Annotated in this window: 24 protein-coding genes; 16 read left to right on the plus strand and 8 right to left on the minus strand. The window is 69.7% G+C overall.

What is annotated here, in order from left to right; genetic code table 11:
• On the minus strand, window positions 1–1,152 hold the full coding sequence (locus AB0B91_RS42175; protein WP_358332713.1) for an extracellular solute-binding protein: 1,152 nt from the start codon (window positions 1,150–1,152) through the stop codon (window positions 1–3).
• Window positions 1,153–1,391: 239 nt separating this feature from the next.
• Here AB0B91_RS42175 and AB0B91_RS42180 point away from each other — a divergent pair, with 239 nt between their 5' ends.
• From AB0B91_RS42180 to AB0B91_RS42200, 5 genes are all read left to right on the plus strand, one after another.
• Window positions 1,392–2,090, plus strand: a complete 699-nt coding sequence (locus AB0B91_RS42180; RefSeq protein ID WP_358332716.1) for a GntR family transcriptional regulator — start codon at window positions 1,392–1,394, stop codon at window positions 2,088–2,090.
• The gene (gene rraA / locus AB0B91_RS42185; RefSeq protein ID WP_358332719.1) at window positions 2,087–2,557 is read left to right on the plus strand and encodes a ribonuclease E activity regulator RraA; all 471 of its coding nucleotides are present in this window, start codon (window positions 2,087–2,089) and stop codon (window positions 2,555–2,557) included. The genes AB0B91_RS42180 and rraA overlap by 4 nt, the downstream gene beginning before the upstream one ends.
• A 108-nt stretch (window positions 2,558–2,665) precedes the next feature.
• A complete protein-coding gene (locus AB0B91_RS42190; RefSeq protein WP_358332722.1) occupies window positions 2,666–3,559 on the plus strand; it encodes a hypothetical protein in 894 nt (297 codons plus the stop codon).
• A 54-nt stretch (window positions 3,560–3,613) separates the two neighbouring features.
• On the plus strand, window positions 3,614–4,405 hold the full coding sequence (locus tag AB0B91_RS42195) for a DUF1206 domain-containing protein (RefSeq protein WP_358332725.1): 792 nt from the start codon (window positions 3,614–3,616) through the stop codon (window positions 4,403–4,405).
• Between the two features lie 37 nt (window positions 4,406–4,442).
• The gene (locus tag AB0B91_RS42200) at window positions 4,443–5,651 is read left to right on the plus strand and encodes a dipeptidase (RefSeq protein ID WP_358332728.1); all 1,209 of its coding nucleotides are present in this window, start codon (window positions 4,443–4,445) and stop codon (window positions 5,649–5,651) included.
• 4 nt (window positions 5,652–5,655) lie between these two features.
• Here AB0B91_RS42200 and AB0B91_RS42205 read toward each other — a convergent pair whose 3' ends face one another.
• Window positions 5,656–6,537 carry a diacylglycerol kinase family protein gene (locus AB0B91_RS42205; RefSeq protein ID WP_358332731.1) on the minus strand — a complete coding sequence of 294 codons (882 nt, stop codon included), beginning with the start codon at window positions 6,535–6,537 and terminating at the stop codon, window positions 5,656–5,658.
• A 98-nt stretch (window positions 6,538–6,635) separates the two neighbouring features.
• On the opposite strand from AB0B91_RS42205, the gene AB0B91_RS42210 reads away from it, so the two are divergent.
• The 4 genes from AB0B91_RS42210 to AB0B91_RS42225 are packed head-to-tail and all read left to right on the plus strand — an operon-like array spanning window position 6,636 to window position 9,982.
• A complete protein-coding gene (locus AB0B91_RS42210; RefSeq protein ID WP_358332734.1) occupies window positions 6,636–7,382 on the plus strand; it encodes a phosphatase PAP2 family protein in 747 nt (248 codons plus the stop codon).
• Window positions 7,369–8,064, plus strand: coding sequence for a phosphatase PAP2 family protein (locus AB0B91_RS42215; RefSeq protein ID WP_358332737.1), 696 nt, complete (start codon window positions 7,369–7,371; stop codon window positions 8,062–8,064). The genes AB0B91_RS42210 and AB0B91_RS42215 overlap by 14 nt, the downstream gene beginning before the upstream one ends.
• A gap of 21 nt (window positions 8,065–8,085) precedes the next feature.
• Window positions 8,086–8,496, plus strand: coding sequence for a VOC family protein (locus AB0B91_RS42220; RefSeq protein WP_358332740.1), 411 nt, complete (start codon window positions 8,086–8,088; stop codon window positions 8,494–8,496).
• 46 nt (window positions 8,497–8,542) lie between these two features.
• Window positions 8,543–9,982 carry an MFS transporter gene (locus AB0B91_RS42225; protein ID WP_358332743.1) on the plus strand — a complete coding sequence of 480 codons (1,440 nt, stop codon included), beginning with the start codon at window positions 8,543–8,545 and terminating at the stop codon, window positions 9,980–9,982.
• A 2-nt stretch (window positions 9,983–9,984) separates the two neighbouring features.
• Here AB0B91_RS42225 and AB0B91_RS42230 read toward each other — a convergent pair whose 3' ends face one another.
• From AB0B91_RS42230 to AB0B91_RS42245, 4 genes are all read right to left on the minus strand, one after another.
• Window positions 9,985–13,044, minus strand: coding sequence for a lantibiotic dehydratase (locus tag AB0B91_RS42230; RefSeq protein WP_358332746.1), 3,060 nt, complete (start codon window positions 13,042–13,044; stop codon window positions 9,985–9,987).
• Window positions 13,041–14,384, minus strand: coding sequence for a lanthionine synthetase C family protein (locus AB0B91_RS42235; protein WP_358332749.1), 1,344 nt, complete (start codon window positions 14,382–14,384; stop codon window positions 13,041–13,043). Before AB0B91_RS42235 ends, AB0B91_RS42230 begins: the two co-directional genes overlap by 4 nt.
• Complete coding sequence (locus AB0B91_RS42240) at window positions 14,368–14,733, minus strand: hypothetical protein (protein ID WP_358332751.1); 366 nt, start codon at window positions 14,731–14,733, stop codon at window positions 14,368–14,370. Before AB0B91_RS42240 ends, AB0B91_RS42235 begins: the two co-directional genes overlap by 17 nt.
• A gap of 144 nt (window positions 14,734–14,877) precedes the next feature.
• Window positions 14,878–15,501, minus strand: coding sequence for a TetR/AcrR family transcriptional regulator (locus tag AB0B91_RS42245; protein WP_358332754.1), 624 nt, complete (start codon window positions 15,499–15,501; stop codon window positions 14,878–14,880).
• Between the two features lie 235 nt (window positions 15,502–15,736).
• Here AB0B91_RS42245 and AB0B91_RS42250 point away from each other — a divergent pair, with 235 nt between their 5' ends.
• Genes AB0B91_RS42250 through AB0B91_RS42265 form a run of 4 tightly spaced genes read left to right on the plus strand, consistent with a single transcriptional unit; the run spans window position 15,737 to window position 19,452 of the window.
• Complete coding sequence (locus tag AB0B91_RS42250; protein ID WP_358332757.1) at window positions 15,737–16,966, plus strand: cytochrome P450; 1,230 nt, start codon at window positions 15,737–15,739, stop codon at window positions 16,964–16,966.
• A gap of 31 nt (window positions 16,967–16,997) precedes the next feature.
• Window positions 16,998–17,195, plus strand: coding sequence for a ferredoxin (locus AB0B91_RS42255; protein ID WP_358332760.1), 198 nt, complete (start codon window positions 16,998–17,000; stop codon window positions 17,193–17,195).
• A complete protein-coding gene (locus AB0B91_RS42260; RefSeq protein WP_358332763.1) occupies window positions 17,192–18,370 on the plus strand; it encodes an FAD-dependent oxidoreductase in 1,179 nt (392 codons plus the stop codon). Before AB0B91_RS42255 ends, AB0B91_RS42260 begins: the two co-directional genes overlap by 4 nt.
• Window positions 18,371–18,417: 47 nt before the next feature.
• Window positions 18,418–19,452 carry a zinc-binding dehydrogenase gene (locus tag AB0B91_RS42265; protein WP_358332766.1) on the plus strand — a complete coding sequence of 345 codons (1,035 nt, stop codon included), beginning with the start codon at window positions 18,418–18,420 and terminating at the stop codon, window positions 19,450–19,452.
• A 2-nt stretch (window positions 19,453–19,454) separates the two neighbouring features.
• Here AB0B91_RS42265 and AB0B91_RS42270 read toward each other — a convergent pair whose 3' ends face one another.
• Window positions 19,455–20,060: a TetR family transcriptional regulator gene (locus AB0B91_RS42270; RefSeq protein WP_358332769.1), complete on the minus strand. Its 606-nt coding sequence runs from the start codon at window positions 20,058–20,060 to the stop codon at window positions 19,455–19,457.
• 160 nt (window positions 20,061–20,220) lie between these two features.
• Between AB0B91_RS42270 and AB0B91_RS42275 the strand changes: the two genes are divergently transcribed.
• Window positions 20,221–20,772 carry an isochorismatase family cysteine hydrolase gene (locus tag AB0B91_RS42275; protein WP_358332771.1) on the plus strand — a complete coding sequence of 184 codons (552 nt, stop codon included), beginning with the start codon at window positions 20,221–20,223 and terminating at the stop codon, window positions 20,770–20,772.
• 8 nt (window positions 20,773–20,780) lie between these two features.
• Here the strand turns inward: AB0B91_RS42275 and AB0B91_RS42280 are convergent, their stop codons facing one another.
• Window positions 20,781–22,109, minus strand: a complete 1,329-nt coding sequence (locus AB0B91_RS42280; protein WP_358332774.1) for a M1 family metallopeptidase — start codon at window positions 22,107–22,109, stop codon at window positions 20,781–20,783.
• A 141-nt stretch (window positions 22,110–22,250) separates the two neighbouring features.
• On the opposite strand from AB0B91_RS42280, the gene AB0B91_RS42285 reads away from it, so the two are divergent.
• On the plus strand, window positions 22,251–23,009 hold the full coding sequence (locus AB0B91_RS42285; protein WP_358332777.1) for a neutral zinc metallopeptidase: 759 nt from the start codon (window positions 22,251–22,253) through the stop codon (window positions 23,007–23,009).
• A gap of 137 nt (window positions 23,010–23,146) precedes the next feature.
• Window positions 23,147–24,220, plus strand: a complete 1,074-nt coding sequence (locus AB0B91_RS42290; RefSeq protein ID WP_358332779.1) for a hypothetical protein — start codon at window positions 23,147–23,149, stop codon at window positions 24,218–24,220.
• Window positions 24,221–24,236 lie beyond the last annotated feature (16 nt).

The raw sequence follows: 24,236 nt of genomic DNA on the forward strand, positions 1-24,236 counted from the left end.
TCAGTGACCGAGCAGGCCGTTCCACTTGGCGGTGAAGGACTTGACCTGGTCGTCGGGGACCTTCGTGTACTTGGGGAGGATCACGTTGGCCTCGCCCACGGACTTCACGAGCTCCTGGTAGGTGTGCAGGCCGTCACTCGCGGGGACGTCGTCGCGATAGGAGGTGAGCCCGCCCTCGGCCACCGCCCGCTGTCCCTCCTGCGACAGGACGAAGTCCACGAACAGCTTCGCCGTCGCCGGGTGCGGTGCCTTGGCGGCGATGCCGATGCCGCGCGGCAGCGCCACGGTGCCGTCGTCCAGGAAGGAGATCGCCAGCAGGCCGCCGCTCTTGGCCACCACCGGGTAGGCCGGGGCGGCGCTGACAAAGAAGCCGGCCACGTACTCGCCGGAGGTGATCTTCTCCAGCTGGGTGCCCGAGGAGGTCTCCGGGCGGGCCATCGGCAGGACCGACTGGAGCGATGCCCAGGAGCCGGGGCGGGCCTCGGTGAAGGCGTGCGAGACGGTGAAGCCGAAGGCGCCGCTCACGTCCCGCGTGGTGATCTTGTTCTTGTACTGGGCAGGGTCCTTGGCCAGGATCGCCGCCAGGCTCTTCAGGCCGGTCGGCTTCTCCGGCAGCAACGAGGTGTTGTACGCGATCGACAGCGGGTCCACCGACATCGCGTAGACCTTCGGCAGCGGCTCGGCGAAGTCCGGGAGTTTGTCCCGCTCCGGCGAGGCGTAGTCCAGCAGCGTGCCGGGCCGGCCGGCGAAGTCGGCCCACGCCTGGGCGGCGTTCGAGACCGCCAGGTCCGCGGGCGAGTTGCCGGTGGCCTGCTCGCTCAGCAGGCGCTGGAACACCTCGTCGCTGTCCAGGTTGTTGGCCGCGATCTTGGTCACCCAGGGGTACTTCTTCTGGAAGTCGCGGAAGATCGGCGCCCAGTTCTCCTGGTCGGTGTTGGAGTAGATGGTGAGCGAGCCGCCCTCCTTCTTGGAGGCCTCCACGATCTGGCTGTAGGCGCTCGGGTAGTACGACGGAACCTGCCCCGTGGCGATCGGGTTGGCCGGCGGCTTCTTCGCCGCCTCGCCGCCACCGCCGCCGCCGCAGGCCGTGACGAGCCCGAGCGCGAGTACGGCGGCACCGATGGCGCGGAAAGTGGGGTGGAAGGTGGTCATGTGCTTCCTCCTAGACCAAGCGAGGCTGGCCGCCGTCGCCTGCGATGGCGCACACTCTGCTCGTTATAACCTATGACGTCAACCCTTTGTTTCCGGAACGTAACGTTCTCTAGCTGCCATGATGCCTTATATCGGGTGCTACAAACCCCATATAAGGCATGCACAGGAGGACCCAGGGCTTGGCGACAAAGACGCGGAGCGGTGTAGGTTATAACCGTGACCGATGAGACGGGACAGCGATGAGCGAACCAGCGGCAGAGCTCTACTCCACCAAGGCGGACTACGCCTACCTGCGGGTCAAGGAGCGGATACTGTCCGGCGAGCTACCACCCGGCTCCGTCATCGCGCAGGCCAGGCTGGCCCGCGACATCGGCATCAGCACCACTCCCCTGCGTGAGGCCCTGCGCCGGCTCAAGAGTGAGGGGCTGGTGGAGCTGGACGCCCACCGCGACGCCCGCGTCGCTCCCCTGGCCGCGGAGGAGGCCCGCGACCTGCTGGAGATGCGGCGCTCCCTCGACCCCCTGGCGGTCGCGCTGGCCGCCGAACGCCGGACCAAGGCCGACATCGCCGAGATGCGCGCCGCCGCCGACGGGCTCAAGCCGCTGCCCGGCAACCCCGCCTACGAGCACCTCGTCGCCCACCGCAGGTTCCACACCGCGCTCTACGCCGCCTCGCACAACGACTTGCTGATCCAGACGCTCGACAGCCTGTGGGACAAGGCCGACCGCTACCGCCGGCTCGCCCTGGAGGTCGAACGCGGCCAGCAGGCCCGCGACCGCAAGGCCGCCGAGCACGAGGCGCTGCTGGAGTGTGTGATCGCGGGCGACGCCGACGGCGCCGCCACCGTCATGCGCGAGCACATCGACACCAGCCTCGGCGCCCAGGCCGCCTGGCGGCTCCGCAAGCATTCATCCGGCGACCAGGAGGACGCGTCATGACCATCGTCACGGCAGACCTGTACGACGAGCACGGCGACCGCCTCGACTCCTGCGACCTGCAACTACGCCAGTACGGCGGGCGCCACGCCTTCGCCGGCCCGATCGCGACCGTCCGCTGCCACCAGGACAACGTCCTGCTCAAGTCCGCCCTGTCGGAGCCGGGAGCCGGACGCGTGCTCGTCGTGGACGGCGGCGGCTCCCTGCACGCCGCCCTCATGGGCGACCTCATCGCCGGGCTGGCCGTCTCCAACGGCTGGTCCGGCGTGGTGATCAACGGAGCCGTACGGGACGTCGCCGCTCTGCGCGAAATGGACCTGGGCGTCAAAGCGCTCGGCTCGAACCCCCGCAAGAGCGACAAGCAAGGCACCGGCGAGCGCGACGTCCCCGTCACCTTCGGCAACGTCACCTTCCGTCCAGGCGCCGACCTGTTCAGCGACGACGACGGCATCCTGGTGACGCGGGCCTGAGCGCCAGACGCGGGTCTAAGGGCCAGACGCGGGCCTGAAGGGCCAGACGCGGGCCTGAAGGGCCAGACGCGTCCCCGCCGGGCCGCTCGGCCTCCTACCATACGGCCCATGACCACGCACGGATTCACGCTCACCGCCGAGGGCCCGTTCGACTTCGGCGCCTCGCTGCGCTTCGTCGAGGACTGGCCGGCCACCAGCGCGCTGCCGTCCGACGGGCGGGCGCTGCGCTTCGCCTACGCGGCGGAGTCCGACTGGCGGCCGATCGGCGTGACCGTGACGGCCGCGCCGGGCGGGGTGGCCGTCGCCACGACACGCGCCGCGGGGCCGGGGATCCGGGGTGAGGTGGCGCGCATCCTCTCCCTGGACGTGGACGGCGCCGGTTTCGCCGGGCTCGGCGAGGCCGATGCGGTGCTCGGCGACCTGCAGCGGCTCCGTCCCGGCCTGCGGCCGGTCTGCTTCTGGAGCCCATGGGAGGCGGCGTGCTGGGCGGTGATCGTCCAGCGCTCGTCGATGCTCATCGCCGCGCGCATCAAGCAGCGCATCGCGGAGCGGTACGGCGCCAAGGTCACCATGGACGGGCAGGTGTACCCGGCCTTCCCGCCGCCCGTGACCCTGCTGGAGGCCGGCGGCCTCGGGCTGCCCGCGCAGAAGGAGGAGTGGCTGCGCGGGCTGGCCGGCGCGGCGCTGGACGGCGTGCTCACCACCGAGCACCTGCGCGCGCTCGCCCCCGAGGAGGCGCTGGCCGAGCTGCGCGCGCTGCCCGGCGTGGGGCCGTTCTCCGCGGGCCTGATCCTGATCCGCGGCGCGGGCGCGCCGGACGCGTTCCCGGGTGACGAGCCGCGGCTGTTCGGGATCCTGCGTGAGGCGTACGGCCTGCCGGAGGACGCGCCGCCGGCCGCCTACCGGAAGCTGGCCGAGGCGTGGCGGCCCTATCGCTCCTGGGCCTCCTTCTTGTTCCGGGCGGCCACCTATGGCGTCATGGACGACCCGGTGAAGGTCTAGAGCGCGAAATCCCGGGCAGTTCGAGGGTCTTTGACGGACACTCGGGAGAATCGCATGAGCGAAGCTGAGGCCGTAGCACGCCGGGCGGCGGACAGCCCGGCCATGGACAAGCTTGCGCGGGTTGGGCTGGTTTGTCGCGGTGTGCTTTATGGGCTGATCGGAGTGCTGGCCGTCCAGATCGCGTTCGGCGGCGGCGGGCAGCAGGCCGACAAGAACGGGGCCATCAGTACGGTCGCGGCGCTGCCGTTCGGATCCGTGATCTTATGGGTCATGGCCGTGGGGTTCGCCGCCCTGGCACTGTGGCAGGCGTCCGAAGCGATCTTCGGGGCGCACAAGCTCAAGGACCGGATCGAGCCGGGCAGCCGGGTCGTGGTCTACGTGCTCATCTGCGCCGCGCTGCTGACCATGCTGCTGACCGGCAAGACCGGGTCCGATGACAAGAAGTCCCAGGATCTGACGGGCAAGCTGCTGGAGCTGCCCGCCGGACAGGTCATCGTGGGGCTGATCGGGCTCGGCATCCTCGGGCTGGGCATCTACTGGGTGCGGTACGGGATCAAGAAGGAGTTCCGCAAACAGCTCAGGCCGATGCCGCCGCGGGCCGGCGCGGTGATGAACCGGCTCGGGCTCGCCGGCTACCTCGCTCGCGGGGTGATCGCCGGTCTGGCCGGGGTCTTCGTGATCCAGGCGGCCATCACCTTCGACCCTGACAAGGCCGGGGGCATCGACGCGACACTCAGGGCGTTCGCCGACACTCCGGCGGGGCCGTGGCTGCTGGCGGTGGTGGCGCTCGGGCTGCTGCTGTTCGCCCTGTACTGCCTGGGGGAGGCTCGCTGGCGACGCACCTGAGGCTTGACCGGGTGGCCCGTGTGATTGGCTGAGCAGCATGGAAGCACCTTCGGTAGTCGCGTCGTCCAGCACGTCGCACCGCGTCACCCGGCTGCTGCGCGAGCACCCGCTGATCGACGGGCACAACGATCTGCCCTGGACGGCGCGCAAGCTCGCCGGATACGACTTCGACCGGCTCGACATCGGTGGCGACACCTCCGATCGGACCCATACCGATCTGCCCCGGCTGGCGGCCGGAATGGTCGGCGCGCAGTTCTGGTCGGTCTTCGTGCCTTGCCGCCCCGCTGAGAAAGCGGTCACCGCGACTCTGGAGCAGATCGACTGCGTGCTGGCCATGGTCCGGCGCTACCCCGACCGGCTGGCCCTGGCGACCACGGCCGACGAGGTGGAGCGCGTCTTCGCCGGGGGCCGGATCGCCTCGTTGATGGGTGCCGAGGGCGGGCATTCGATCGACTGCTCGCTGGGGGCGCTGCGGATGCTGTACGCCCTCGGGGTCCGGTACATGACGCTCACCCACAACGACAACACCCCCTGGGCCGACTCCGCGACCGACGAACCGGTGAACAACGGGCTGTCCGCGTTCGGGGAGGAGGTCGTACGGGAGATGAACAGGCTGGGCATGCTGGTCGACCTGTCCCACGTGTCGGCCGACACCATGCGCGACGCCTTGCGGGTGACCCGGGCGCCGGTGATCTTCTCGCATTCGTCGGCGCGGGCGGTCTGTTCCACGCCGCGCAACGTACCCGATGACGTGCTGGAGACGCTGGCGGCCAACGGCGGGGTCTGCATGGCCACGTTCGTGCCCGACTTCGTGTCGCAGGACGCCCGGGAATGGCGGCTGGCCGCGACCGACGCCGCCCGCTCGGCCGGTGTCGACACCCATGACTACGAGGCGTTCCACGAGTTCCTGAACACCCGGGCGAAGTCGCACCCGAGGCCCGCCGTCACGATCGACCATGTCGTGGCGCACCTGGCGCACATTCGCGACGTGTCAGGCATCGACCACCTCGGTGTCGGCGGCGACTACGACGGGTGCGACGGGCTGCCCCACGGGCTGGAGGACGTGACCGGCTATCCCCGGCTGTTCGCGGCCCTGGCCGACCGGGGCTGGTCCGACGCCGACCTGGCGAAGGTGGCCGGCCGCAACGTGCTGCGGGTGCTGCGCCAGGCCGAGGCCACCGCCGATGACCTGCGGCTGCGCGAGGAGCCGAGCACGATGCGGTTCACCGCTACCGAAAGCGGCTGACCGGTCACACCGCCGGTAGGCAGATCGTGAGCGCGCCCGGGACGGCCTTGGCCTTGATCCGCGTGGTGGCCTCGCGGTCTCCGCCGTCGAGCTCGTACGTCAGCGGCGTGCCGAACCGGGCGGACACCTTCCTGGCGCGGGTGATCCGGACGAACGGGGAGTCGTCGGAGCGGCCGGCGGCCATCCTGCCGATCACCCGGGCCCACTGGATCGGCCCCTTGGCGGTGGAGACCCCGACCTCCAGCCAGCCGTCGTCCGGCCGGGCGTCGTCGAACGCCTCGATGCCGCCGGCGATCGTGCTCACGTTGCCCAGCAGCAGACAGCTCGCGTCCCCTTCGAACCAGGTCGTCCCATCGATCTTGATCTTCATCGGCACCAGCGGCCCGCCGACGTGCCGGACGGCCGCCTTGACGTAGCTCAGCTTGCCGAGCTGCCTCTTGGCCTGCCCGTCGGCGTCGGCGATCATCTCGGCCTCGAACCCGGCGCCGGCCATCACCGCGAAATGCTCGCCGTTCAGCAGGCCCAGGTCCAGCTTCTCCCGCCGTCCGTGGAAGCCGATCTCCACCGCCTCTTCGAGGTCGATGGGGATGCCGAGGTTGGTGGCGAACAGGTTCCCGGTCCCGGCCGGCAGGACGGCCATCGGCACGCCGGAGCCGGCCATCACGTCGGCGCACCGTTGCACCATGCCATCGCCGCCCCAGACGAACACCAGCTCGGCGCCCTGTTCGAGCGCCTCGCGGACTTTCTTCCGGGCCTTCTTGCTCTTGGGCACCTCGTACCAGAGGAGCTCGCCGACGTCCTGCTCGGCGATGAGCACGCGCAGCCTGTCCAGGCCTGCGCCGAGAGTCTTCTTGCGGTGCGCGACAACCGCCACGGTGGGGGACATGCCCTCCGGACTACCCTCGCCGCCGGCTTTCAGGCAGGAATCAATTCCCGCCGCCTGGGTAGCCGAGCGCGAACGCTTATCGAGGAAGGAGCGGGGCTGTGAGGCGTCAATGGCTCAAGGCACGCGTCGATCGGGACCGCAGTCTGGGGCTGCGGCTGACGATCGCGAGCCTCGCGGTGGCGCTCGTCATGATCCCGTTCAGCCTGCTGCTCGTCGTGGCCAAGATGCCCGTCAACGGGCTGGACGCGGACGTCGCCGAAGATCTGCACGCGTACGCGGTCACCCATCCAGACGTGACCAGAGTGCTCATCGTATGGACGGATCTGTTCGGCCCGTGGCCATGGCGTATCGCGGTCATCGCGTACGCCGGCTGGCTGCTGCACAAGGGCGCCCCGAGGCTGGCCATCTGGGCGGTCACCACCGTGACGGTGGGCGGGCTGCTCGGCCTCGCGCTCAAGATCATCATTGCCCGGGCCAGGCCGCATCTGCCGGATCCGGTCGCGCTCGCGCCGGGTGACTCCTTCCCGTCGGGCCACGCGGTCAACGTGACGCTCGGCGCCGGAGTGATCGTTCTTCTCGTTCTGCCCAGGTTGCCCCGGTGGGGGCGGCGGGTGGTGTGGGCCGTGGCCTGGTTCCTGGTGCTGTCGGTCGGCTACACCAGGATCGCGCTCGGCGTGCACTGGGTGAGTGACGTGGTCGCCGGGATCGTCCTGGGCGTGGCCGTGGTCGCCGCCACCGCGGCGGGATTCGAGACATGGCGGCGCGAGCAGGGCCGGAAGCCCGCCTCGCCGCAGGCCGAAGGAGTGGAACCCGAATCAGTGAAGGTGACCCATGACCAGAGTTGAGCACGTGAAGTACTACGCGCTGACGATCTTATTGCCGATGCTCCTGATGGCCGGGGTGACGTTCGGCGTCGGCAAGCTGATCCTCGCCTGGCCCACCGGCGAGGCGGAGGTGAGCCGGACCCTGGCCGCCGACCGCACCCCGCTGTGGAACACGCTCACCGACTACGGCACCAGCCTGTCGGACACTCCCTACATTGTGGCGCTCACCGTGATCGTCGCGATCGTGTTCAGGCTCGTGTACAAGCGCTGGCGCGAATCGATCTTCCTTGTCGCGGCCGTCTGGAGCCAGTCGCTCATCTTCCTGGCCACCACCACGCCTGTCGGACGGCACCGGCCGCCCGTGCAGCACATCGACCCGGCCCCGCCCACCTCCAGCTTCCCGTCGGGGCACGTCAGCGCCGCCGTCGGGTTCTACTGCGGGGTCGCGCTCGTCCTGAGCACGCACATCCGCAACAGGGCGCTCCAGGTGGTGATCTGGGTGCTGGGCATCGCCGCCCCGCTCATCGTCGCCTTCTCCCGCCTGTACCGCGGCATGCACTTCCTCACCGACGTCATCTGGGGCCTGCTGCTGGGCGTCGGCTGCGTCGTGATGGCCGCGCGGGCGATCCTGTACCGGCGCGAGAAGCAGCGACGTCAGCGGCCGGTCGTAGCCGGTCAGGAATCAAGAAGCGCCCGCCTTTGAGCCGCACCTAGCCTGACCGCCATGGACCTCACCATTCACTGGACCTTCCTCCCGCACGACGACCCGGACGCCGCCCTGGCCTTCTACCGCGACGCCCTCGGCTTCGAGGTCCGCGACGACGTCCGGCACGACGGGAGGCGCTGGATCACGGTCGGCCCCGCCGATCAGCCCGGCACGTCCATCGTCCTGGAGCCGCCCGCCACCGGCCTCGGCATCACCGACGACGAGCGGCGCACCATCGTCGAGATGATGGCCAAGGGCACCTACGCCCGCATCACCCTGGCCACCGCCGACCTCGACGGCACCTTCACGCGGCTGCGGGCCGCCGGAGCCGACATCGTCCAGGACCCGACCGAGCAGCCGTACGGCATCCGCGACTGCGCCTTCCGCGACCCCGCGGGCAACCTGATCCGCATCAACGAGGTGCGCTGATCCGTCGGACGTTTGTCGGCCGGTCACCGGGTATCGAGTGATTTTCATGAGCGACCTGGATACCGGCACCGTCACCACCAAGGTGCCCGCGAGGCTGGATCGGCTGCCGTGGTCACGCTGGCACTGGATGATCGTCATCGGTCTCGGCACCGTCTGGATCCTGGACGGGCTCGAAGTGACCATCGTGGGCAACCTCTCCGCCCAGCTCGCCAAGCCCGGTAGCGGCATCGACATCACGCAGGCGCAGGTCGCCGGCCTCGCCGCCGCGCTGTACGTCGCGGGCGCCTGTACGGGAGCGCTGTTCTTCGGCTGGCTGACCGACCGGTTCGGCAGGAAGAAGCTGTTCCTGATCACGCTGGTCGTCTACCTGGTCGCGACGCTGATGACCGCGTTCTCCTTCGACGCGTGGTGGTTCTTCCTGTTCAGGTTCATGACGGGATTCGGCATCGGCGGGGAGTACGCGGCGATCAACTCGGCCATCGACGAGCTGATCCCGAGCGCCCACCGGGGACGGATCGACATCATCATCAACGGCAGCTACTGGCTCGGGGCGGCGGGCGGCGCGCTGCTGACCGTGCCGCTGCTGAACGACCTGCCGGTCAACATCGGCTGGCGCGTCGCCTTCGGGATGGGCGTGGTGCTCGGACTGGCCATCCTGCTCGTACGACGACACGTGCCGGAGAGCCCGCGCTGGCTGTTCATCCACGGCCGTGGCCAGGAGGCCGAGAAGATCGTCGACGACATCGAGCACCAGGTCGGCGGCGACCTGCCGGAGCCGGCGCGGTCGATGACGATCCATCAGCGCAAGTCGATCGGGTTCGTCCGGATCGCGCACACCATGGTGGCGCTCTATCCCAAGCGGACGGTGCTCGGCCTGTCGCTCTTCATCGGCCAGGCGTTCCTGTACAACGCGATCACCTTCGGGTACGCGCAGATCCTGTCCACGTTCTTCAAGATCGACACGCATACCGGCTACTACTTCGCGGTCATCGCGGTCGGCAACTTCCTGGGCCCGCTGCTGCTCGGGCCGCTCTTCGACACGGTCGGCCGGGTCCCGATGATCTCCGCCACGTACATCGGGTCGGGGGTGTTGCTGCTGGGCACGGCCTGGCTGTTCAACCAGGGGATGCTCACAGCGGTGACACTGACGGCCTGCTGGTCGGTGGTGCTGTTCGTGGCCTCGGCGGGGGCCAGTTCGGCCTATCTGACGGTCAGCGAGATCTTCCCGATGGAGACCAGGGCGATGGCCATCGCGTTCTTCTTCGCCATCGGCACGGCGGCGGGTGGCATCGCGGGCCCGCTCGTCTTCGCCCATCTGGTCGAGACCGGAGTGCCCGGCGACACGGCGCTGGCCTTCACGATCGGCGCCATCATCATGATCATGGCGGGTCTGGTGGAGCTCTTCCTCGGGGTCAAGGCCGAACGCAAGGGCTTGGAGGAGATCGCCGCTCCGCTGACGGCCGCCAAGGTGGACAAAGCGGCATGACGCTATACGTGATCAGTGCGCAGCGGTGCGCGCAAGAGGCTTTCGCGGGTGCGGGACAGCAGACCGAGTAGTCGCTGTTCGCTCGCGGGGCCTCCGGGGAGCAGGCGGTTGCAGTGCATGTGCACGAAACTGGACATCAAATGCGCTTTGGGCACCCAGAGCGCACCACGCGCGTCCAGGTCGTCGAGCCGGCGAGTGACCGACCGGATACCGGCCGCGCGGTCGCGGAGGAGCTGTTCGAGCTCTGGTCCGGCGGGCTGAGCGCTCGGCCAGGCGGGATCGCCCAGCGCTGAGCGGAGATCGGTCTGCCGTTTCCGGTATGCCGTGCCGGTGGTGCGGCCGTCGGGGGCTCGCTCGCGGTACCAGGTCGCGCGCCCGGCCTCGTCCAGGCCCATGGCGGCGAGCAGGTCGTCGACCGTACGGGCGGCGGTGAGCGTGCGGTCGAGCCCGGGATCGAGGTTCAGCAGGTCAGCCACGGCCTCGCTGTCCACCGCGAACAGCGTTTCGGCCACGGCGAGCCCGTCCGGGCCGCCGTACCGTTCGACCTCCCGGTCGTAGGTGTCGACGCAGAAGCGACCGCAGCGTCCGGCGTCGATGAGCGAGGTCGCCCAGCGGAACAGCCGCGGCGCCAGGACGGTGGCCAGCGCGTCGGGGTCGCCGCGCAACCGGAAGCGCAGGTGCGGCTCCGGATCGGCGTAGCGCAGGAAGAACCACTCGTCGGCCAGGCCGTCGGCGCGTACGGTGGCGCCGAACTCCCGCACGGGGCCGGCGATCAGCTCGTCCGCCGATTCCGGCGCGTGGTACAGCTTGACGTAGAGCCAGTCACTGCCGGGCGGGCGGACACGATCGGTGGCCTGAACCGACCGGGTGACCGGCACGGCCCGGCGTACGGTGTCCGGTGGCGGCGGTTGCTCATGGTCGAGCACCACGGGGACCAGCAGCTCACTGATGTAGTGGCCGTCGGCTCCGGGCAGCCAGGCGTCCTCGGGCGCGGGCAGCGCCTCGTGGAGGATCAGTGTCCCGCCCTTGGGCAGCAGCCCGAGCTCGTGGTGCACCTCGTCGAGCTGGGCGGGGTCGGCGAGGTCGAGCAGGAGCCGGTTGTCGCTGAAGGTCAGGTAGACGTATCTCGGCAGCCGCCACTGCTCCCGCCAGGCGGCGAACAGGCCCGGCGGCATGCTCGGCACCCGCCAGATCGCCGGGGTCAAGATCACCCTCCCCACCCGGACCCTGGGCAGGAAGGGGAACTGCGCCGCCGGGCCCCAGCCGAACCCGCCGAGCCGCGGCTGACCGGCGCAGGCGACCTCGTCGAGGAAGCGGACGACCGCGGGCGCCTGCCGGCCGGTGAGCATGTGTCCCGCGCAGGCCGTCACTTCCCGATCGAGCGCCGGCCACCGCACCACGAAGCGGCCGTCGCGGACGCCGACGAACAGCTCGTCCACCGGTACGGCCCGGCCGGGCGCCGTGGGAACGGCGTCGAGCACGATCGCGTGGTCGCGGACGAGCGGCCGGATCGTGACGTTGCCGCTGCGCGCCCTGCGCGGCTGGTAGTCCACCTCGGCCCAGAGCCGGCCGGGGCGGACGGCGGCCTCGGCCCGCGCGGCGGAGGCCAGGGCGGCCACGGCGTCGTGGCCGATCAGGTGGGCGAAGCGGCCCAGCGTACGCCCGGCGGCGCCGCCGCCCTGGTTGGGGCCGATGACCAGCGAGAAGTCGCCGTCGTCGACGGCGCTTGGAGAGGCCGCCAGCACGAATACCGAAATGTCGAGCGAAGTCGGGGCGGCCGAGGGCGACGGTTCCCAGGTCTCCAGGGCGGTCAGGGCCGCCTCATCCAGGTCGACGACGCGCCGGCCGTCCCTGATCGCCTCCAGGGCCAGGTTCAGCAGTATCTGGTGCCGGTTCGCGGTGGCCGTTCCGGAGCCCTGCGAGTACTCCGGCGGGCCGAGACCGATCTCGGGGTCGAGCAACTCCAGAAGGGGAACCTCGGTTTTCTTCCCATAGCGCGCCTCGAACGCGCGCCGGTAGGAGTCCAGGGCCGCCGCGCCTCTCGGCATCGGGGACAGCCGCAGCATCAGCTCGGCGGCCCTGGCCACCTCGACGGCGACCCTTCGATGAACCGTCCGGCCGCCCAGCGGGAGCGCCATGTCGCTCTGCAGCCGGGCCTGGCCGGGCGCGGCGGGGTGCACGGACTCGGCCTGTTCGACGAGATCGGCGAAGCGGTCGGCGCCCGCCTCGGGAGGCAGCCGATCCCACCTGCTCATCGCCGCCAGCAAGTGGTCGAGCGACTTGGCCTCGGTGTGGGTCGCGGGGAGCTCCGCGAGCCGCCGGGCCACCTGCCGGGCCGGATCGCCGCCCGTCAGCGGCGGCCGGAGGTCGGTCAACAGCACGCCGTGCGCCCACAACTGCTCAAGCAGCCGGGCGACCTTGTCCGCGGTCGCCGCCGAGCCGCCGGTGAGTTCGTCGAACAGCCACTGGTAGGGAACCGGTGCGCGGGCGACCTTCAGCGCGCGAAGGACCGGCGCGGTGGCGCGCAGCGAGACCGATCCGGCCGCTCCGTCGCCGCTCGGCGCGCGCTCACCGAGCCGGACGCGGCCCGCTTGGACGAAGGCCGCCGGGTTGGCGAACCAGCGCAGCCCCGTACGCACCTCCGCGCGGCGCTCCAACTCGGTGACCAGGGACAGCAGCCATTCCATGTCCGGCCGGGTATGGATGCGGGGCTGGTCGGCCGTCAGGGTGAGACCGGTCCGTTCGCCCCAGGCGCCGAGGCCGACCCCGGCGAACAGGCCGTACGGGGTCGGCCGGGTCGACATCCGGGTCAGGTAGCGCCGGAGCTTGCGGGCCGATTTGCGCCCTGCCCGGTCGTCCTTGAACGACCGGGCCAGGGCACGCGGGAGATCACCGCCGCCGACCAGCAGCGCACGGCGTATCCGCGCGTCCGCGGGCAACGCGGTCCCGCGGACGCAGTCGGGGGGCCCTTCGCCCAGGGCCAGGTAGTCCTCGACGGGCAGTAGCGGGGTGCGTACCACGAGCCAGTCGAGCGGACGGTAGAGCGGGCGACGGAGGATCATGACAGCAGGAAGAGCCGGTCCCACGCCGGCGGGACGTCGGTGGCGGCGGCGAGCAGGGCGAGCGCGACCCCCGGGGCGCCGTCGAGCAGCCCCGGCTGGTCCACGCGGTTGCCGCCGGGCTCCAGGTCGCCGAAGCCGAGCGGAAGATCCGGCTGGTAGAGCCCCAGAATCTGCTCGGTGAGCTCGGCGGCGGCCTGGCCGAACATCGCGTCCCCGGTGTCGTTGGCGAAGCGCGTGGTGATCTGCAGCAGCCCGGCGACGCCGTGGCAGAAGGTCGGCGAGTCGATGAACCGCCGGCTGAGGGGACGGCGGTAGGTGGCGGCCATCGCCTCTACCGCCAGCGCGCGCAGCTTCGGCGCGTCCAGTGCCGAACCGGCCAGCCACAACGCCCGCGCCACCCCTGGACTGCCGTAACACCAGGCGCTGCGGCCGGGTCTCGGCTGCTCCGGGGGCGAGTCCGGGGAGGGCAGGGCGACGGCGGACGGCCAGTTCGCGCCCCACGCGTCGTCCGCGCGGTGCTCGGCCAGCCAGTCGGTCACCCGCTGGACCGCTTCCCGCTGCCCCGGAACGGTGATCCCCGCCCGCATCGCCAGCGACATCAGGGCCAGCGGACCAGGGATGCCATGCGCCAGGCCACAGTTGAGGTTGCCGTGCGGGAACTGGCGGGCCATGGGCTCGTCGGCGCCCATGGCACCGATCGGCGTATGCCAGTTGGGCAGCCCGTCACGGTCCTCGCACAGCGCCACCAACCCGGCGAGCACCGCCTCCAACGCCCGCGCCGCACCCGCCTCATGCCGGCGGCACAGCAGGTAGGCGCCGGTCCCGGCCAGTCCCGCGATCACGTCGAACGTGCCGACCGGAAGGCCGGCACCGGCCAGCGCCAGCCGGCGAGCCGCTTGTGCCGCCTGGGGAGCCAGCCACCGGTCCAACTCCCCGAGGAGTCGTCGGTAGCGGCTGCCGTCACGCGACAGCGAGTGCGCGGCGAACGCGACACCGGCGATGCCGCCGAAAAGACTCGGCCGTACGTGCGTCATGTCCTGAGCGTCACGCGCCGCCAGGCTCAGATACTCGTGCGCGCACCTGTCCCAGCCGTCGCCCGGCAGGCAGGCGTCCAGGTAACCGAACAGCAGCGCCAGACCCGCGTCTCCCTGCGCGACATCGGACGGACGCCACCGCCGGTAGGCGGCGAAAGCGCTCTGCCGGCTCGCGTTCTCCGCATGGACCCGGACCTGCCGAGGGTCGCGCATGCGGCCCGCCACCTCTTGCGCGACGGAAACGGCTCTCGCGGCCATCGCGCTCGGCAACACCGGGGCCCAGGCGCTCTTAGTCGTGGCAGACATGACGCGATCCGCAGTCGATGCAGGTGTCACAGGTATGGCAGGCGGTGTCACCGCACGTCGGCCCCCGTACGGTGTGGCAGGCCGGACAGGTGTCCTGGGTCGGGCAACCATGGCACGTGGCGCAGTTGGTGTGGCAGGTCTCGCAGGTTTCCTGGCCGCAGGTGTGGCAGGTCGGCTGGTCGCAATTGGTCTGGTGCGTGCACAGCGCGGGGCAGGTGTTGCAGGTGACGCAGGTCTGGCACCCCGTGATGCACGTGCTCGTCACGTCGGTGTCGAGAGTGCTCGGCCGGGGAACCCCGGGGGTGCCGAGCCGGATGTCCAGATCGAAGTCATCATCCGCCGGGCTCATGACCTGGCCACCTTCCTCACAGTTACCTTGCGACTCTATAGTGTCACGATCCGGCAAGGCCAGGACCAGAAATCGGCAACGAGCGCCCGCGCGGTCGTCAGGGTGCCGCCGGCGGTGTTCGGAGATCGGGACGAGGTCGAAGGGTCAGTCCGTCGATGCCGGTTCGTGGGGTGTCGCGTCGTGGCTGGGACGGCGTGGAGCGCGGAGTCCGAGGGTGCGCCGGCCGGCCTCGGTGAGATGCCTGCGCAGCGTGTCGTCATCGAGGCGGACCAGTGCCGGACCGGCCGCGGCGGCGATGCCCGCCATCACCATGGCGGCGTTGACGCGCCCGGACGGGCCGGGGGTGACGCCGGCGAGCAGGTTCAGCTGGCGGTTGATCAGGTCGCTCGTCTCGGGCTGGGCGCGCAGCATCTCGATCGCGCCGGCGTCGTTGGCGAAGACGGCGACCACGGCTCGATGCTCCACCGACAGGTCGACATATCCGGCGAGCAGGTGCTCCGCCCGCGCGTGGGGAGTGCGTTTCGCTTCGGCGGTTTCGATGATGGCCCGCAGCCGGCGCAGCACCGGCTCCACCACCGCGGTGAGCAGCTCCTCCCGGGTGCGGAAGTGGTGGTAGACGGCCGCCTTGGTGATCCCCATCTCGTCGGCGATCATCTGGAGCGACGTGCCCGCGAAGCTGCGCCGAGTGAACAGGCGCACCGCGACGTCGATGAGCCGCTCCCGCGTATGGGGCTCACCGGACGCCTTCTGGACGGCTTTGACGGCCACGGCTGCTCCTCACCGCAGCGTCCCCGCCGCGTTCGATCTCCCGAATTCCTCGATCGTAGCTTGCCGATCGGCAAGCAGCCAACTTGCCGATCGGCAAGCAGCCAACTTGCCGATCGACAAGTGACTTGCGTCACAATGGCTGGCCTATTTGCTTGCCGATCGGCTAGGAATGGGCTTGCCGATCGGCTAGGCGACAGCCTGCCGTTCCGGCCCGAGATCGACGTGAGGGAGACCCATGACCGACACATTGACCGGCACCGCCGGATCCGTTCCCGGCTACCCGATGACCAGGGACGCCGGGTGCCCGTTCCATCCGCCGGCGACCGTACGGCAACTGACCGCCGAAGCGCCCGTCTCCAAGGTGCGGATCTGGGACGGCAGCCTGCCCTGGCTCGTCACGCGCCACGCTGACCAGCGGACACTGCTCACCGATCCGCGGATCAGCATCGACGAGAACCTGCCCGGGTTTCCCCACATGACCCGGGGCCGGGCGGAGGTCGCGAAGGTCACACCGCCACTGATCACCAACACCGACGCGCCCGAGCACACCCGGCTCCGCCGGATGGTCAACGTCCCGTTCACCGTCAAGAAGGTCGAGGCTCTGCGGCCCGCCATTCAGCAGATCACCGACGATCTGATCGACACCATGCTGGCCGGGCCGAAGCCGGCCGATCTCGTCACCGCACTGGGCCTGCCGGTGCCGACGCTGGTGATCAGCGAGCTCATGGGCGTGCCGTACGAGGACAACGAATTTTTCCACCACAACAGCTCTGTCGCGTTGAGCCACGGCTCGTCGGCGCGGCAGGCACAGGAGGCGAGCACCGCGCTGGTCGGCTACCTCGATGGCCTGATCGAGCGGAAGATGACCGCCCCCGCCGACGACATGCTGTCGGAGCTGGCCGCCCGGATCAAGGCCGGCGAGATGACCCGCGCCGAGGCCGCCACCATGGGGGTGGCCGTGCTGATCGCCGGGCACGAGACCAGCGCGAGCATGATCCCCCTCGGCACGCTCGCCCTGCTGCAGCACCCCGACCAGCTCGCGGTGCTGCGTGACACCGATGATCCGAAGGTCGTCGCCGCCGCGGTCGAGGAGCTCCTGCGCTATCTGACGATCGTGCACACCGGGGTGCGCCGGATCGCCCGGGAGGACATCGAGATCGGCGGTCAGGTCATCCGCGCCGGGGACGGGATCATCTTCGACCTGTCCGCCGCGAACTGGGACGCCGAGATGTTCCCCGAGCCCGAACGGCTCGATCTGGGCCGGTCCGCCCGGCTGCACCAGGCGTTCGGCTACGGCCCCCACCAGTGCCTCGGCCAGTCGCTGGCCCGTGTAGAGCTCCAGGTCGTGTACAGCACGCTCTACCGGCGCGTTCCGACGCTCCGCCTGGCCGCCCCGATCGATGAGATCGAGTTCGCGTTCGAAGGAATCGCCTACAGCCTGCGCTCCCTGCCCGTCACCTGGTGACCAGCCCTCAACAACAGAAGGAAGAAGTCCCATGCGTGTAGAACTTGACGAACCCAAGTGCGTGGCGTCCGGCCAGTGCGTCCTGGCCGCCCCCGAGGTGTTCGACCAGCGAGAGGACGACGGCGTCGCGATCCTGCTGGACGAGATGCCCCCCGCCGAACTCCACGACGGGGTGCGGGAGGCCGCGGCGATCTGCCCGGCTGCGGCCATCCGGCTGGTGACGACATGAAAAGGATCGTGGTGGCCGGTGCTTCGGCCGCCGGACTCGCGGCGGCCGAGACCCTGCGCCGGGAGGGCTTCGCGGGCCCGCTCACCCTCATCGGCGACGAACCACACCTTCCCTACGACCGGCCGCCGCTGTCCAAGCAACTCCTGACCGCGCAATGGGAGCCCGACCGGCTGACCCTGCGCTCGCCGGACGACCTGAGCGCCCTCGACCTCGACCTTCGCCTGGGCGTCAGCGCGACGGGGCTCGATCGTGACACTCGTACGGTGCTGCTGTCGGACGGCGGGCACGTGTCCTATGACGGGCTGATCGTGGCCACCGGAGTGCGTCCGCGTCGCCTGCCCGGCCACGGCGCGCATGTGCTGCGTACCCTGGACGACGCCTTGGCGCTGCGCGGCCGGCTGGGCCGCGGGCGGCGGCTGGTCGTGGTCGGCGCCGGTTTCCTCGGCGCGGAGGCCGCGGCCGTGGCCCGGGGTCTCGGCTGCGCGGTCGTCCTGCTCGAACCCGCGCCGGTGCCGCTGGCCCACGCGGTCGGCGAGGCGGTGGGGCGGGTGCTGTCGCGGGCCCATCTTGAGCACGGTGTCGAGCTGCGCACCGGGGTCACCGTGACCGAGGCGACCGGGAGCGGGGTGCGCCTCGCGGGCGGCGACCTGGTCGAGGCGGACGAGGTCCTGATCGCCGTCGGCTCGGTGCCGAACACCGAGTGGCTGGCGGGCAGCGGCCTGACGGTGGACGACGGCCTGGTGTGCGATGCGTACAGTGCCGCCGCCCCGGATGTGTACGGCGCCGGAGACGTCGCCCGCTGGCACAACCCGCTGTTCGGGGTGCGGATGCGCGTCGAGCACCGCACCAACGCCGCCGAACAGGGGATGGCCGCCGCTCGCAACCTCCTGCGCCCTGGGGCGCGCAGGGCGTTCGCCCCGGTGCCCTACTTCTGGTCCGATCAGTACGACATGAAGATCCAGGCCCACGGTTACCTGCGCGGCCACGACGCCGTCGCGGTGGTGGAGGGGGATCTGGACGAGCGCCGGTTCGTGGCCGCCTACCGTACCGGCGACCGGCTGGCCGGCGCGCTTTCGGTCGGTATGCCACCCAAGGCCCTTCGCCCCTGGCGGCAGGCCATCGCGGTCGGCGCCAAGTGGCACGAGGTCGTCGGCGAAGCGACGTTGGCGGCCTGAGCCCGCTTTCTCACAGGAAGAGAGTCACAACAATGGGAGTCACAAAAATGAGATCTGTACAGACCAGCGCACCGGGCGCGGTCGAGGTCGTGGAGCTCGAACGTCCCGTTCTCGGGCCCAAGGACGTGCTGCTACGGGTACGTGCCTGCGGCATCTGCGGCACCGACGCGACCTTCATCCATCTGGGCGGCATGCCCCAGAGCCCGGAAGGACAGACGAGGGCGGTGGCGCTGGGGCATGAGCCCGCCGGCGAGATCGTCGAGGTCGGGTCCGAGGTCACCGGCCTGGCGGTCGGCGATCGCGTGGTGGTCAATCCGCAGGCCGCGCCCTCCGGCATCATCGGCTGCGGCGGTGCGCTGGGCGGCATGCGGGACTACCTGCTCATCGAGGACGCGGCCGTCGGCAGGAGCGTGGCGGTCATCCCCGATTCCCTCCCCTTCGACGTCGCCGCGCTCAACGAGCCCATGGCGGTCGCCCGGCACTGTGTCAACCGCTCCGAAGCCCGGCCGCAGGACAAGGTCGTGGTGTTCGGAGCCGGGCCGATCGGGCTCGGCGCCGCGATCTGGCTGAAACTCCGCGGTGTCCAGCACGTGGTCGTGGTCGACGTCATCGCCGAACGCCTGAAGACCGCGCTGGCGGTCGGGGCCGACGCCGTCATCGACTCCTCTCATCAGGACGTGACGGCCCGCCTGCTGGAACTCCATGGCGAGGGCGCCAACGCTCTCGGGGCGACCCGCCCGGACACCGACATCTACATCGACGCGGCCGGTGCCGCCGCCGTCATCAACACCGCGACGGCGTCGGCGAAGTGGGGTGCGAAGCTCGTCATGGTCGCCGTGCAGAAGAAGTCGGAGGCCATCGACCTCGGCGCGATGCTCAGGAGCGAGATGACGCTCATCGCGTCCCAGGGTTACCCCACGGAGATCTTCGAGGTCACGTCGGAAATCGCCGAGCATCAGGAGCGTTTCGCCCGGCTGATCAGTCACCGCGTGCCGTTCGCCGAGGCCGAGCGGGCCTTCCAGCTCGCCCTGACACCGGGCGCGGCGGAGAAGGTGGTCGTGACGTTCGACGATCATCGGTAGCGCTAACCGAGCAGGCTGTCGACGACGTCGCGAAGCGGGCCGATCAGATCGTCGGCGGTCGCGTCGCCCAAGGGCTGCAGGCCCACCGCGGATCGTACGACGGCGATGCCGACACCCAGCGCGACCAGGAGTTCGGCCCTCAGCAGGCGTTCGTCGTCGTCCCGCCCCTCGCTCGAGGCTTCGAGCACGCGCCGGCTGAAGTCCTGCAGCGCCTGCCTGCGCAGGCCGTCCACCCGCTCGTCGCCGGAGACACGCAGCAACAGCAGCACCGGGTGCTCGCCAGGCCAGGCGCCGGCCGACAACTGGTGGCTGAGGGCCTCGGCGAGGGCGGCGCGGTCTCGCGGGAACTCGTCCGCACCCCCCAGGAACCGGGGCGTGCCGGCCAGCGCCGCCTTGAACAGGCCCTCCTTCGAGTCGAAGTACCGCTTGATGAGGGCGAGGTTGACCCCGACGTCCGCGGCGACGTCCCGCAGTGTCGTGCGGTCGTACCCCAGGCGGATGAACCGGTCGCGGGCGGCCTGGAGGAGCGCCTCACGGGTCGCGGCCGCGTCCCGCCGCCGACGACCCCCGACAGGCTGTCCGGACCCGTCGGTCTTTCTCGTCGCCACCGGCGACCTCCCTCGAGACGTCATCGAGCCGGAAACTCCGGCATGTCACCGCAGCATAGCCCTGCGACGGCAGCAAGTAATCACGCGTTGACATGGTTCTGGCAGCTGGCTACGCTGCTGCCAAGTAATCAGCTGATGACTTATCTCAGGAAGGGCAACAGTGGCCAAGCAGGCTCTCCTCGTCATGGACGTCCAACGCGCCGTCGTCGACCGTTACCCCGATCCCGCCTACCTGCCACGCCTGGGCGAGGCGATCGGCGCCGCCCGCGCGGGCGGCGTTCCGGTGATCTATGTGGTCGTCGGGTTCCGCCCCGGGTACCCGGAGATCAGCGCCCGCAACAAGATGTTCGGCAGGCTCGCGCGCGCCACGCCACCGGCCGGTGGCGACGAGGCCACCCAGGTCCATCCGGACGTGGCGCCCGAACCGGGCGACATCCTGGTCACCAAGCGACGCGTCAGCGCCTTCGCCGGCAGTGACCTCGACATGGTGCTGCGGGCCGGTGACATCGATCATCTCGTTCTCACCGGCATCGCCACGAGCGGCGTCGTGCTGTCCACCGTGCGCCAGGCGGCCGACCTGGACTTCGGCCTCACCGTTCTGGCCGACGGCTGTCTGGACGCCGACCCGGAGGTGCATCACGTACTGACGGAGAAGGTGTTTCCCCATCAGGCGGATGTCACCACCGTGGCCGGCTGGGCAGCGGAGCGCTGACGAAAACGTCAGATGCGGTGCGTGGTCCAGAACGACGACAGGTTGACCGTCGTGGCGGCCTGCGCGGCGGCCTTGAAGTCGGCCACGGTGGAGATGCCGTACCAGTGGGAGGCGGCGTAGTCGTGCAGGAGCGTCTGCATGGCCGACGTGCCGATCAGGCGGCGCAGGTCGTGCAGGGCGCACTTGCCGTAGGTGTAGACGACGGTGCCGTACCTGCTGGAGTGGGCGTCCCAGTAGGCCATCGAGTTGCTGATCCGCTCGGCCGATGACGCCCAGGTGACGCTGTTCCAGCAGTTGGTGCCGGTGATGCCCCGGTACAGGTCGGTGGCGTAGTCGGCGAAGGACTCGTCCAGCCACGGGGTGTTGTACTCGTCGTCGCCGACGATGCCGTACCACCACTGGTGGGCCAGCTCGTGGGCGAGCGCGGTGGAGCTGACCAGGTCGAGCACGAACCCCGGGTACTCCATGCCGCCGAACCAGAAGTTGTTGTCCAGGACGATGTCGACCTCGCCGTAGGGGTAGGCGCCGAAGCGACCGGCGTGGGCGACCAGCGAGCCCGTGGCGGTGGTCATCATCGAGGCGGCGCTGGCCGCGCTGATGCCGCTGACGCGGTAGACGTTCACGGTGACGCCCGTGCTGGTCATGCCGGTGGTCTTGGTGAACGCGCCGGCCCCCCAGGCGAACTCACGGACGTGCGTGGCGGTCGCGGTCGTGATCGTCCGGCCGGAGCTGCCGGGTGTGTCCACGGAGGTGCCGGTCGCGGGCACGAGCAGCGAGCTCGGGTGGTCCAGGGTGACGCGGTAGTCGCTGGCGAGCTGGTAGAAGGACTCGCCGTTGTTGGTGTACGGGTCCAGGTGCCAGCCGGCGCCGTCTCTTACGGCCAGCACGGGCAGGGCGTTGCCGATGAAGTTGTACGCGCCGTCGTGGCCGAACCGGTCGGCGCCGCTGGGTACGACGATGCTCAGGTCGAAGCCGACCGAGCCGTTCTGTCCCTGGGCGAGCGGCGTGGGGAGGGTGATCTTCAGTGCCGTGCAGGAGACGCTCAGCGCGCTCGCCGTGCCACCGCTGACGTTCGTGACCGTGATCGGGGTGGACGGGCAGCTTCCGTGGTAGTTGTCCCACAGGCGCAGATAGACCTCGTTGAGGGGGTCGGCGGACGGGTTCGTGAAGCTGACGCTCTCGTGGCCGGTCCACGTGGTGCCCGAGGAGTTGCTGGTCAGAGTCACGGTGTAGGTGGGCGACCCTGGTGTACGGGTGGCGTCGGCCGCCCGGGCGGCGGTGGGGAGTCCGATGAGCAACGCGGCGATCGCACAGAACGTCAGCGTTTTTCGGATCATGGGTTGGCTCCTTGTGTGACGCTAGGGCCCCCGATCTGCCGACGAAACGTAACTTCCTTCGCCACACCCGTCAATATCTGTGACAGCAAGGGTTACGCGCCGGCATGACCGTAACTGCATGATCCACTAGGGTGCGTTCTCATGCGCATTCTCGCCGCCGCCCTGGTCACTTTTTTATCGCTGACCGGAACAGCCCACGCGGCCCCCGCCCCTTCCCCCTTGACGAAGAACCCGCTCTACAAGACGGGCAAACTCCCCGCCCAGACGTGCGAAGAGCCTGAGGTCAACCAGGATCACGACGCGATCCGCCTGTACGTCGAAGCCATTACCGCATGTCAGGAAAAAGCCTGGTCGACGCAGGTGACAAAGGCTGGATTCCGCTACCAGAAGGCCAAGGTGGTCGTGAAGTACGGCGATCGGATCAAGACCGCCTGCGGCGTCTACCACCCGGATGACGTCTACAGCCTCTACTGCATCCCCAACAAGACCATCTACCTGATGCTCACCGATTACGGCCTGGCCGACGAACTCGACAGCCCGGAAATTCTGGAAAGCCTCTCCATCGGCTACGGCTATCACGCGCAGAACATGGTCGGCATCGTCGACCAGGAAGATCGAGCCGTCAAGAAACTGCCCAAGGCCAAGGCCCTCGCGCTCACCACCAAGGGCTCGCTCCAGAGCATCTGTTTGGCGGGCGCGTTCATCGGCAGTGTCTGGGATTCGCTGGGGCACTCCCGTGCGCACGGCTCCGAGTACTTCATCAACCGGCACGCGGTAGAAGGAAACTACAAGGGGTTCGGCACGGCGAAGAACCGCGTCTACTGGCAGCGACGCGGCTTCGACGCGGCCTCGCCGTCGGCGTGCAACACCTACACCGCTCCCGCCTCCAAGGTCCGCTGACCGAGCGGCCACATCGACGCCCACACTCCGTGAACGGCGGGTGAATTCTGCCGTAAGGTCGCCCTTCCACCGCGCACCCCCGACAATCGCCCTCCCATAATTCCAGTCATGGGGGCCATTTCACGAAATGGGATGCGATGAAGCGGTGGATCGGCGTGGCTCTGGCCGCCGTTCTCGCCGGGGTGGTGGTGGTCGCGATCATCATCGGGAACCAGGGGCCCGGGGTCACCGTGGTGCGGGGGGTCATCGGCTCGGAGAAGCGGCCGTTCTTCGACGATCCGCGGGTCAAGGCGGCCTTCGCCAAGCACGGGTTACAGGTCGAGGTGGACACCGCCGGGTCGCGGCAGATCGTCACCGACGTGGATCTGAGCCGCTACGCCTTCGCCTTCCCCTCCAGCGTCCCGGCGGCGGAGAAGATCAAGCACGATCGTCAAGCCACCACGACGTTCTCGCCGTTCTACTCGCCGATGGCGGTGGCCACCTTCGAGCCGATCGCCGGGCTCCTGGCCAAGGTGGGGGTGCTCACCGATTCCGGCAAGGGCTACCAAACCCTCGATATAAAGAAATATCTAGAGTTAGTAGCAAAAGGCACTCGGTGGGATCAGATTCCCGGTAATTCACTTTATAAAGCGCGAAAGCGTGTACTGCTTACCACCACTGACATTCGTACGTCGAACAGCGCCGCGATGTACCTGTCGGCGCTCGGCTACGTCGCCAATGGCGAGGACGTGATCAGCTCCGACGCCCAGATCGCCAAGATCGCGCCCATCGTCGCGCCGGTCGTGCTCGACCAAGGCTTCTCCGAGACCACGAGCGAGGCCTCGTTCGACGACTATCTGGCGCTCGGCGCGGGCAAGACGCCGATGCTGGTCGTCTACGAGGCGCAGTACCTGTCACACGTCTTCGCCGCAGACGGGGCGATCAAGCCGGAGATGCGGCTGGTCTATCCCTCGCCGACCGTGCTCAGCAAGCACACCCTGGTCCCGCTGGCCGAGCCGGGGACGCGGGTGGGCCGGCTGCTCACCGAGGACCCCGAACTCCTCGCGCTGGCCGCCGCGCACGGCTTCCGCACGACGAACCCCCGCGCCTTCGCCGACCAGGTCGCCAAGACCGGGGCGCGGGCGGCCGAGCTGGTGGACGTCGTCGAGCCGCCCACCTACGAGCGCCTGGACAAGCTGATCACCACGGTCGACGCCGCGTCCCGCCCGTAGCCAGACCTTCCGACCT

This window comes from Nonomuraea sp. NPDC049141 (assembly GCF_040648415.1).
Lineage (GTDB): Bacteria > Actinomycetota > Actinomycetes > Streptosporangiales > Streptosporangiaceae > Nonomuraea.

Bases quoted from the DNA above. Each gene is read 5' to 3' on its own strand.
- AB0B91_RS42235 (WP_358332749.1), bottom strand. From the start codon at position 14,384: ATGTCTGCCACGACTAAGAGCGCCTGGGCCCCGGTGTTGCCGAGCGCG.
- AB0B91_RS42250 (WP_358332757.1), top strand. From the start codon at position 15,737: ATGACCGACACATTGACCGGCACCGCCGGATCCGTTCCCGGCTACCCG.
- AB0B91_RS42220 (WP_358332740.1), top strand. From the start codon at position 8,086: ATGGACCTCACCATTCACTGGACCTTCCTCCCGCACGACGACCCGGAC.
- AB0B91_RS42225 (WP_358332743.1), top strand. From the start codon at position 8,543: ATGAGCGACCTGGATACCGGCACCGTCACCACCAAGGTGCCCGCGAGG.
- AB0B91_RS42180 (WP_358332716.1), top strand. From the start codon at position 1,392: ATGAGCGAACCAGCGGCAGAGCTCTACTCCACCAAGGCGGACTACGCC.
- AB0B91_RS42175 (WP_358332713.1), bottom strand. From the start codon at position 1,152: ATGACCACCTTCCACCCCACTTTCCGCGCCATCGGTGCCGCCGTACTC.
- AB0B91_RS42230 (WP_358332746.1), bottom strand. From the start codon at position 13,044: ATGATCCTCCGTCGCCCGCTCTACCGTCCGCTCGACTGGCTCGTGGTA.
- rraA (WP_358332719.1), top strand. From the start codon at position 2,087: ATGACCATCGTCACGGCAGACCTGTACGACGAGCACGGCGACCGCCTC.
- AB0B91_RS42190 (WP_358332722.1), top strand. From the start codon at position 2,666: ATGACCACGCACGGATTCACGCTCACCGCCGAGGGCCCGTTCGACTTC.
- AB0B91_RS42215 (WP_358332737.1), top strand. From the start codon at position 7,369: ATGACCAGAGTTGAGCACGTGAAGTACTACGCGCTGACGATCTTATTG.
- AB0B91_RS42265 (WP_358332766.1), top strand. From the start codon at position 18,418: ATGAGATCTGTACAGACCAGCGCACCGGGCGCGGTCGAGGTCGTGGAG.
- AB0B91_RS42260 (WP_358332763.1), top strand. From the start codon at position 17,192: ATGAAAAGGATCGTGGTGGCCGGTGCTTCGGCCGCCGGACTCGCGGCG.
- AB0B91_RS42205 (WP_358332731.1), bottom strand. From the start codon at position 6,537: ATGTCCCCCACCGTGGCGGTTGTCGCGCACCGCAAGAAGACTCTCGGC.
- AB0B91_RS42290 (WP_358332779.1), top strand. From the start codon at position 23,147: ATGAAGCGGTGGATCGGCGTGGCTCTGGCCGCCGTTCTCGCCGGGGTG.
- AB0B91_RS42200 (WP_358332728.1), top strand. From the start codon at position 4,443: ATGGAAGCACCTTCGGTAGTCGCGTCGTCCAGCACGTCGCACCGCGTC.
- AB0B91_RS42240 (WP_358332751.1), bottom strand. From the start codon at position 14,733: ATGAGCCCGGCGGATGATGACTTCGATCTGGACATCCGGCTCGGCACC.
- AB0B91_RS42255 (WP_358332760.1), top strand. From the start codon at position 16,998: ATGCGTGTAGAACTTGACGAACCCAAGTGCGTGGCGTCCGGCCAGTGC.
- AB0B91_RS42280 (WP_358332774.1), bottom strand. From the start codon at position 22,109: ATGATCCGAAAAACGCTGACGTTCTGTGCGATCGCCGCGTTGCTCATC.
- AB0B91_RS42195 (WP_358332725.1), top strand. From the start codon at position 3,614: ATGAGCGAAGCTGAGGCCGTAGCACGCCGGGCGGCGGACAGCCCGGCC.
- AB0B91_RS42285 (WP_358332777.1), top strand. From the start codon at position 22,251: ATGCGCATTCTCGCCGCCGCCCTGGTCACTTTTTTATCGCTGACCGGA.